Source organism: Streptomyces bambusae (genome assembly GCF_019400985.1).
Lineage (GTDB): Bacteria > Actinomycetota > Actinomycetes > Streptomycetales > Streptomycetaceae > Streptomyces > Streptomyces bambusae_A.
In genome coordinates, this window is the sequence record NZ_WTFF01000285.1 from 1 (window position 1) to 9,332 (window position 9,332).

Genomic DNA, 9,332 nt, shown 5'->3' on the forward strand with positions numbered 1-9,332 from the left:
CGCGGTCAAGACCACCCTCGAAAAGTGTCCGCCGGGGCTGCCCGGCGACCCGGCGGTGCTCGCCGCCGCCACCGCCCTGGTGCTGGCCCGCTACGGCGCGGGCGAGGCCATCGACGAGACCCAGGACGCGGCCGCCTTCACCGCCCGCTGGGCCGCGTACGACGGCAGCCTGCTGAACCTCGCCGGGATCGGCCTGCTCGTGGACGAGTCCCGGCCGGGCGTGCGCCGCCTGCCGCACCTGGCCCCCGTCCTGCCCGGCGTCCTGCACCTGACCCGGCACGCCGACGGCACCGCGGACGGCGTCCTGCGCTTCGACGAGGGCGACCTCGACCCGGCCGTCGCCGACCGGTTCGCCGCCCACGTCGCCCACGTGGCCGCCCAGCTGGCGGCCGGTCCCGAACGCCCCCTGGAGAGCGTCGAGCTGCTCACCGCCGAGGAGGCCCGGCAGGTGCTGGCCCTGGGCGTCACCCCCGCCGCCGGCCGCCCCGAGGCCGCCGCCCGCACCATCGACGGCCTCTTCGCCGACGTCGTGCGGGCCCGCCCCGACGCCGTCGCCCTGACCGCCGGGGGGACCAGCCTCAGCTACGCCGAACTCGACGCCCGCGCCGAGCGCACCGCCGCCGGCCTGCGCGCCCTGGGCCTCGCCCCGGGCGCCATGGTCGGGGTCGCCCTGGAACGCGACGCCGACCTGGTGGTCACCCTCCTCGGCGTCCTCAAGGCAGGCTGCGCCTACGTCCCCATGGACCTGCGCTACCCGGCCGACCGGCTGCGCTACACCGTGGAGAACGCCGGCGCCACCGTGGTCGTCGCCGCCGCCGAGGGCTTCCCCGAGCTGGACGGCGTACGCGTCGTCACCCCGGACGCGCTGCGCGCCCTGGCCGGGGAGAGCGCCCAGGGCCCGCGCCCCGAGGACGCCGCGGCACCGGCCTACGTCATCTACACCTCCGGCTCCACCGGCCGCCCCAAGGGCGTCGTCGTCCCGCACCGCAACGTCGCCGCCCTGATCGAGGCGACCCGCGAGGACTTCCGGCTCGGCGCCGACGACGTGTGGACCCTCTTCCACTCCAGCGCCTTCGACTTCTCCGTCTGGGAGATCTGGGGCTGCCTGCTGACCGGCGGCCGCCTGGTCGTGGTCGACTACTGGACGACCCGCGACACCGAGCTGTTCCACGCGCTGCTGGTCCGCGAGGGCGTCACCGTCCTCAACCAGACGCCGTCCGCCTTCGCGCAGGTGGTCGAGGCCGACCGGCAGGCCCCCGCCGACGCGCTCGCCGTGCGCCTGGTCGTCTTCGGCGGCGAGCCGCTCGACGTCCGGATGCTCGCCCCCTGGTTCGCCCGGCACTCGCACACCGCGTGCCGGCTGGTGAACATGTTCGGCATCACCGAGACCACCGTGCACGTCACCGCCCACACCGTCACCCCGGCCGACGTCCTGGCCGCCGGCCGCAAGGTCGGCCCCGCACTGCCGGGCTGGACCCTGTCGGTACGCGACCCGCGCGGCAGGCTGCTGCCGGTCGGCGCGGCGGGCGAGATCTGCGTCGGCGGCGCCGGCGTCGCCGACCGCTACCTGGGACAGCCGGAGCTGACCGCCGAGCGGTTCGTCACCGACCCCTACGGCGGTGGCCGGATCTACCGCAGCGGCGACCGCGGCCGGCTGCGCCCCGACGGCAGCCTGGACCACCTCGGCCGGCTCGACAGCCAGGTCAAGGTGCGCGGCCACCGCATCGAGCTGGACGAGATCCGCAACGTGCTGCTCAGCCACCCCGACGTGGCCGGGGCCGCCACGGTGCTGAACCATGACACCCCGGGGGACGCGGCCACCGCCCGCATCGACGCCTACGTGGCCCTGCGCGGACCTGCGGCCACCGCCGACGTCCTCGCCCACGCCCGCGGGGTGCTGCCCTCCTACATGGTTCCGGCCTCCGTGACCGAGGTGGCCGCCATCCCGCTGACCATCAACGGCAAGGTGGACACGGCCGCGCTGCCCGCCCCCGCCGCGGCCCCGGGCGGCGCCGACCGCGCCACGGCGGCCGGTCCGGAGCAGGGGACGACGGCGGGCCCGGAGCAGGACCCGCTGGCCGGGCAGATCCTGAAGGTCTGGGGGCACGCGCTGAATTGCGACGTCACCCCGCAGGACAACTTCTTCGAACTCGGAGGCAATTCCCTGCTGGTCATCCGGGTGCTCCGGGAAATGCGTGACCAGGGCCTGCCGAAGGTCACCACGCAGGACTTCTACCGCAACTCGACGGCAGGCCGGTTCATCGAACTCGTACGGGACGCGCAGAAGTAGCGCAGCAGTAGTGCAGAAGTAGTCGCGTTATCGCTTCGCGGGCATGTCGACCCGGCGCTTGACGGCGGACAGGAAAGAGAGACGGACGATTCCGCTTGGAATCCGGATCACTTTCCAGTACCTTCCGAAACTGCGCCGGGTCGCTTCGTCCGTGGCCAGAATCCTGGTCTCCGTGGACAGGATTCCGTCCGCGTACCGCATCGTGAAGACCGCCTTCGTGCAGCCCGGCTCCGCGTACTGAGTGAACACCTCCGGCAGGGGCCGGTCCGGGGTCACCGGACCGGCCTGCGAGCCGATCCCTCCGTACACCAACTCGTCGTCGGTCAGCTCCAGTACGGTGTCCCCGCCCTTGGCGAAGTCGTCCAGCACCCGGCTGTCGGCCGACAGTCGGCTCTTGGTGAACCGGAACAGGAAGCGGGCCACCGGAGCCTCCCGCCAGGTCATCTCGCGGGCCGCCGTCAGCACCTCGTCGCGTGGGGCGTCCACGGCTATCCAGTGCCGTTCCCGGAAATGCCATTCCGGCATCCAGCGATCGACGACCGAGCGTTCCGCATCCATCTTCTCTGCCATGCGCCGACGCTAGCACGCACCGGACGGCTCCCCGCTGCGTGGCAGCTTTCTGCAACCGCCGTTGTCGCGGCCGAAACCCCGCTGTTAGACAGGGTCTCTGATCCATGATTTCCGTCAACGCATTGAGGGTGAGTGGCTGTGTCCGATGTTCGGGGTGTCCTGCTGCCGCTGACCGCCGCCCAGTCGGGTGTCTGGTACGCGCAGCAGCTGAATCCGCAGAACACGATCTTCAACACCGGTGAATTCCTGGAAATCGACGGACCGGTGGACGCGCTGCTCCTCGAGCAGGCCCTCCGTCAGGTCGTGGCCGAGGCCGAGACCCTGCGCCTGCGCTTCCACGAGGGCGACAGCGGCCCCGTCGCCCGGATCGTGCCCGCGGCCGACCTCGACTGGTCCCTGCACGTCGTCGACGTCAGCGACACCACCAACCCGGTCGCGGCCGCCCGCGCCTGGATGGCCGAGGACTTCGCCCGCCCCCTGGACACCGAGCACGACCAGCTGTTCCTCTTCGCGCTCTTCAAGGTCGCCGAGGACCGCCACCTGTGGCTGCACCGCTACCACCACCTGCTGGTCGACGGCTTCACCGTCAACATGGTCGCCCAGCGCACCGCCGCCGTGTACTCCGCGCTCGTCGCCGGCGAGCCCGTACCCGCCACCCCGTTCGCCCCGCTCGACCGGCTCCTCGACGAGAAGGCCGCCTACCAGGACTCCGAGCGCTTCGGCACCGACCGCGCCTACTGGATCGACCGGCTCAAGGAGTGCCCCGAGCCCATCAGCCTCTCCGGCGAGCAGCCGGCCCTGGCCCGCTCCCTGGCCCGCCGCACCGCGCGCCTCGGCCGCACCGAGACCGAGCGGCTGCGCACCCTGGCCTCCGACGCCGCCGTCACCTGGCCGCCCGCGCTGATCGCCGCCGTGGCCCTGTGGCTCCAGCGCCTGACCGGCGCCCCCGAGGTCGTCCTGGGCCTGCCGGTCTCCACCCGGCTCGGCAAGAACGCCCGCAGCGTCCCCGGCATGGTCTCCAACGTGCTGCCGCTGCGCGTCGCCGTCGAGCCGGGCACCACCGTCGAGGAACTGCTGCACCAGGTCTCGGCCGAGATGCGCGCCGCGATGAAGCACCAGCGCTACCAGTTCGAGGACCTGCGCCGCGACCTCGGCATGCTCGCCGACGACCGCCGCCTCGTCGGCCCGCACGTCAACATCATGATGTTCGACTACGACCTGCGGTTCGCCGGCCACACCGCGCGCCCCCACAACCTCTCCATCGGGCCCGCCGACGACATCTCCTTCATCGTCTACGACCGCGGCACCTCCTCCGGGCTCCAGATCGACTTCGACGCCAACCCCGACCTGTACTCCGACCAGGACCTGCGCGCCTACCAGCTCACCTTCCTCGACTTCCTGCACCGCCTGGGCAGCACCGAACTCAGCGCCCCCGTCGACTCCGTCGAGCTGGACACCTCCGGCCTGCCCGAGCGCGCCCGTGCCGCCACCCGCGCCGCGGCCGCCACCGCCGCCACCGCTCCGCAGTCACCGGCCCCCGCCGCCTCCCGCGCCCCGCGCACCGCCGCGGAGGAGAGCCTGTGCCGGCTGTTCACCGAGGTGCTCGGCGAGCAGGTCGTCTCCGTCGACGACAACTTCTTCCTGCTCGGCGGCAGCTCCCTCCAGGTCACCCGCCTGGTGGGCCGCATCCGCAAGGAGCTGGGCGCCGAACTCACCCTGCGTACGGTCTTCGAGAACGCCACCGTCGCCACCCTCGCCGAGGCCCTCGGCCTGGCCGCCCACGCCCCCGCCCGCCAGGCCCTGACCGTGCGCCCGCGCCCCGAGCGGCTGCCGCTGTCGGCCGCCCAGAACCGCCTGTGGTTCCTCAACCAGATGGAGAACGGCAGCGGCAAGGCCGCCTACAACGACGGCCTCACCGTCGAACTGGCCGGCCGCGTGGACGCCGACGCCCTGCGCGCCGCCCTGGCCGACGTCGCCGGCCGCCACGAGAGCCTGCGCACCGTCTTCCCCGTCGTGGACGGTGCCCCGTACCAGCACGTCCTCGACGCGGCCGACGCCCGCCCCGAACTGCTGGTCACGGAAGGCTCCGACGCCGCCGCCCTGGAGGAGGAGCTCGCCCTCTCCGCCGCCCGCGGCTTCGACCTCGCCGCCGAGATCCCCGTACGCGCCCACCTGTTCACCCGCGACGACGAGCGGCACGTCCTGCTGCTCGTCGTGCACCACATCGCCGGCGACGGCTGGTCGGTGGCCCCCTTCACCCGCGATCTGAGCCAGGCCTACGCCGCCCGGCTGCGCGGCGCCGCCCCGCAGTTCGAGCCGCTGCCGGTCCAGTACGCCGACTACACCCTGTGGCAGCAGGAGGTGCTCGGCGACGAGAACGACGCCGACAGCGTCCTGTCCCGGCAGATCACCCACTGGAAGGCCACCCTCGCGGACCTGCCCGAGGAGCTGGCCCTGCCCGCCGACCGCCCCCGCCCGGCGGTCGCCGGCCACCAGGGCGGCCGGATCGCCTTCCGCCTGGACGCCGAGGTCCACGAGCGGCTGCTCGCCCTCGCCCAGGACACCAAGGCCAGTGTGTTCATGGTCGCGCAGGCCGCGCTCGCCGCGCTGCTGCACCGCCTCGGCGCGGGCGAGGACATCCCCGTCGGCACCGTCATCGCGGGCCGCACCGACGAGGCCCTCGGCGACCTGGTGGGCTTCTTTGTCAACACCCTGGTGCTGCGCACCGACGTCTCCGGCGACCCCACCTTCCGCGAGCTCGTCGAGCGGGTCCGCGAGTACGACCTCACCGCCTACGCGAACCAGGACGTGCCCTTCGAGCGGCTGGTGGAGATCCTCAACCCGGTCCGCTCCCTGGCCCGCCACCCGCTCGCCCAGGTCACCCTCGCCCTGGACGACAACGCGGCCCCCGTGCTGGACCTGCCGGGCCTGACCGCGACGGTCCGTCACCTTCAGACCGACACCGCCAAGTTCGACCTGTCCTTCCGGCTCGGCGAGCGGTTCGACGCCGACGGCCGGCCCGCCGGCCTCGACGGCACCGTCGAGTTCGCCCGCGACCTCTTCGACGAGGAGACCGCCCAGGCCATCGGCGAGCGCTTCCTGCGCCTGGTCGAGGCCGCCACCGCCGACCCGTCGGCCCGCGTGGGCTCCCTCGACGTCCTGGACGCGGCCGAGCGCACCCGACTGCTGCGGGAGTGGAACGACACCGCCGTCCCCGTCCCGGCCGAGACCACGCCGGCCCTCTTCGCCGCGCAGGCCGCCCGCACCCCGGACGCGCCGGCCGTCGTCCTGGAGGACACCACCCTCACCTACCGCGAGCTCCAGCACCGCGCCGGCCGCCTGGCGGCCCTGCTCGCCCGGCACGGCGCCGGCCGCGGCCGCTCCGTGGCGGTGGCCCTGGGCCGCAGCATCGACACCGTCGTCAGCCTGCTGGCCGTGATGAAGGCGGGCGCCGCGTACGTGCCGGTGGACCCGTCGTACCCGGCCGAGCGCATCGCCTACATCCTGGACGACGCGCGCCCGGCCCTCGTGGTCACCACCACGGCCCTGCACGACGCGCTGCCGCAGGACGGCACCCCGCGGCTGCTGCTGGACACGGTGGAGCTGCCCGCCGACCCGGCCCCCGACGCCGAGATCACGCTGCAGGACGCGGCGTACGTCATCTACACCTCCGGTTCCACCGGCCGGCCCAAGGGCGTCGTCGTCACCCACACCGGTGTGGCCAGCATGGCCGCCGCGCACCTGGCCTGGTTCGGCGGCGGCCCCGGCCACCGGGTGCTGCAGTTCTCCTCCCCGAGCTTCGACGCCTCGATGTGGGAGATGCTGACCACCCTGGCCACCGGCTCGGCCCTCGTGCTCGCGTCCGCCGAGCGGCTGGCGGCCGGGGAGCCGCTGGCCGCGCTGCTGGCCGAGCAGGGCGTCACGCACGCGACCCTGCCCCCGGTCGTGCTCGCGGCGATGGGCGACGCCCGGCTGCCGCAGGGCCTGACGCTGGTCACCGCCGGCGAGGCCTGCTCCGCCGAGCTCGTCTCCCGCTGGGCCGACGGACGGCGCATGGTCAACGCCTACGGACCGACCGAGTCGACCGTCTGCGCCACCATGTCCCACCCCCTCGACCCGGGCGCCGGTGCCCCCACCATCGGCCGCCCGATCACCAACACCCGCGTCTACGTCCTGGACGCCACCCTCAACCCCGTCCCGGTCGGTGTCCCCGGCGAGCTCTACCTCACCGGCGCCGGCCTGGCCCGCGGCTACCTGGGCCGGCCCGACCTGACCGCCGAACGCTTCGTGGCCGACCCCCACGGCGCCCCCGGCTCGCGCATGTACCGCACCGGCGACCTCGTCCGCTGGACCACCGACGGCGAACTGGACTACCTCGGCCGCGCCGACGACCAGGTCAAGATCCGCGGCTTCCGCATCGAACCCGGCGAGATCGAAACCGCCCTGCTCACCCACCCCGGCGTGGCCCAGAGCGCCGTCCTCGTCCGCGAGGACCGCCCCGGCGACAAGCGCCTGGTCGGCTACGTCGTCCCCACCGGCCCCACCACGAGCGTCGACCCCGCCGAACTGCGCGCCCACGTCGGCGCCACCCTGCCCGACTACATGGTCCCCGCCGCCGTCCTGGTCCTCGACGCCTTCCCCGTCACCGCCAACGGCAAGCTCGACCGGCGCGCCCTGCCCGCCCCCGACTTCGCCGGCCTGTCCACCGGCCGCGCCCCCCGCACCCCCCGCGAAACCCTGCTGGCCGCCCTCTTCGCCGAGGTCCTCGACCTCGACAGCGTCACCGTCGACGACTCCTTCTTCGACCTCGGCGGCCACTCCCTGCTCGCCACCCGCCTCATCAGCCGCATCCGTACCGAAGCCGGCGCCGAACTCACCGTCCGCGCCCTCTTCGAAACCCCCACCGTCGCCGCCCTCGCCACCACCCTGGACGACGCCGCCGACGCCCGCCAGGCCCTGCGGCCCCAGGACCGACCAGGGGAGATCCCCCTCTCCCACGCCCAGCGCCGCCTCTGGTTCCTGGGTCACTTCGACGGTCCCAGCGGCACCTACAACCTCGGCCTGTCGCTGCGCCTGCGCGGCCGCGTCGACGCCTCCGCCCTCGAGGCGGCCCTGGCCGACGTGACCGAGCGCCACGAGGCCCTGCGCACCGTCTTCCCCGACACCGACGGCCGCCCCCGCCAGCTGATCCTGGACCCGGCCGACCCGGCCTCCCGTCCGCTGCTGCACCGCACGGCAGTCACCGCCGAGACCCTGGACGACACCCTCGCCCGGGCCGCCGCCGAGGGCTTCGACGTCACCCGCGAGATCCCCGTCCGCGCGCACCTGCTCACCCTCTCCGACGACGACCACGCGCTCCTCGTCGTCGTCCACCACATCGCCGGCGACGGCTGGTCCCTCGCCCCGCTCGCCCGTGACCTGGGCCGCGCCTACGCCGCCCGACTGGACGGCGCCGCCCCGCAGTTCACCCCGCTGCCGGTGCAGTACGCGGACTACACGCTGTGGCAGCGCGAGGTCCTCGGCGACGAGGACGACCGGGGCAGCGAGCTCGCCCGCCAGGTCGACCACTGGCGCACCGCCCTCGCCGGCCTCCCGGAGGAGCTGGCGCTCCCCACGGACCGCCCGCGCCCGGCCCAGCTGAGCTACCGCGGCGACACCATCGGCTTCACCGTGCCCGCCGAGCTCCGCACCCGCCTGGAGGAGCTGGCCCGGACCACCGGCACCAGCCTGTTCATGGTGGTCCAGGCGGCCCTGGCGACACTGCTGCACCGCCTGGGCGCCGGCACCGACATCCCGCTCGGCTCGCCGGTCGCGGGCCGCACCGACGAGTCCCTCGACGAGCTCGTGGGCTTCTTCATCAACACCCTGGTCCTGCGGACCGACCTGTCCGGCGAGCCCACCTTCCGGGAGCTGCTGGAGCGGGTCCGCGAGACGGACCTGGCGGCGTACGCGAACCAGGACGTGCCCTTCGAGCGCCTGGTGGAGGTCCTGAACCCCGAGCGGTCCATGGCCCGCCACCCCCTCTTCCAGATCTCCTTCCAGCTCCAGAACATCCCCTCCGACCAGCTGGCCCTGCCCGGCGTCGAGGTGAGCCGCCAGCCGGTCCGGCTGGACACCGCCAAGTTCGACCTGTCCTTCACCTTGGCCGAGACGGAGTCGGGTCTGGAGGGCAGTGTCGAGTACGCGGTCGACCTGTTCGACCGGGTGTCGGCGCAGGAGCTGGCGGGCCGTCTGGTGGCCGTGCTGGACGCGGTCGCCTCGGACCCGGAGGTGCGGGTCGGTGCGGTGGAGGTCCTCACCGCCGCCGAGCGCGCGCAGGTGCTTCAGGAGTGGGCGGCCGGTGAGGAGCCGGGTCTGGCTCCGGTGACGTTCCACGGTCTGTTCGAGGCGGCGGTGGACGCGACGCCGGATGCTCCGGCGCTCGTGTCCGGCGGCCTGGTGCTGTCGTACGCGGAGGTGGAGGCGCGGGCGA

At 73.9% G+C, this 9,332-nt stretch carries 3 protein-coding genes; 2 read left to right on the forward strand and 1 reads right to left on the reverse strand.

Annotated elements, in window-relative coordinates; genetic code table 11:
• Positions 1–2,290, forward strand: a 2,290-nt coding sequence (locus tag GPJ59_RS28565; RefSeq protein WP_219670589.1) for an amino acid adenylation domain-containing protein, incomplete at its 5' end; no start/stop codon positions are given.
• Between the two features lie 27 nt (positions 2,291–2,317).
• On the opposite strand, the gene GPJ59_RS28570 is transcribed toward GPJ59_RS28565, so the two are convergent.
• Positions 2,318–2,860: a hypothetical protein gene (locus GPJ59_RS28570; RefSeq protein ID WP_219670590.1), complete on the reverse strand. Its 543-nt coding sequence runs from the start codon at positions 2,858–2,860 to the stop codon at positions 2,318–2,320.
• Positions 2,861–2,998: 138 nt separating this feature from the next.
• On the opposite strand from GPJ59_RS28570, the gene GPJ59_RS28575 reads away from it, so the two are divergent.
• The coding region (locus tag GPJ59_RS28575) for a non-ribosomal peptide synthetase (protein WP_219670591.1) at positions 2,999–9,332 on the forward strand (6,334 nt) is incomplete at its 3' end.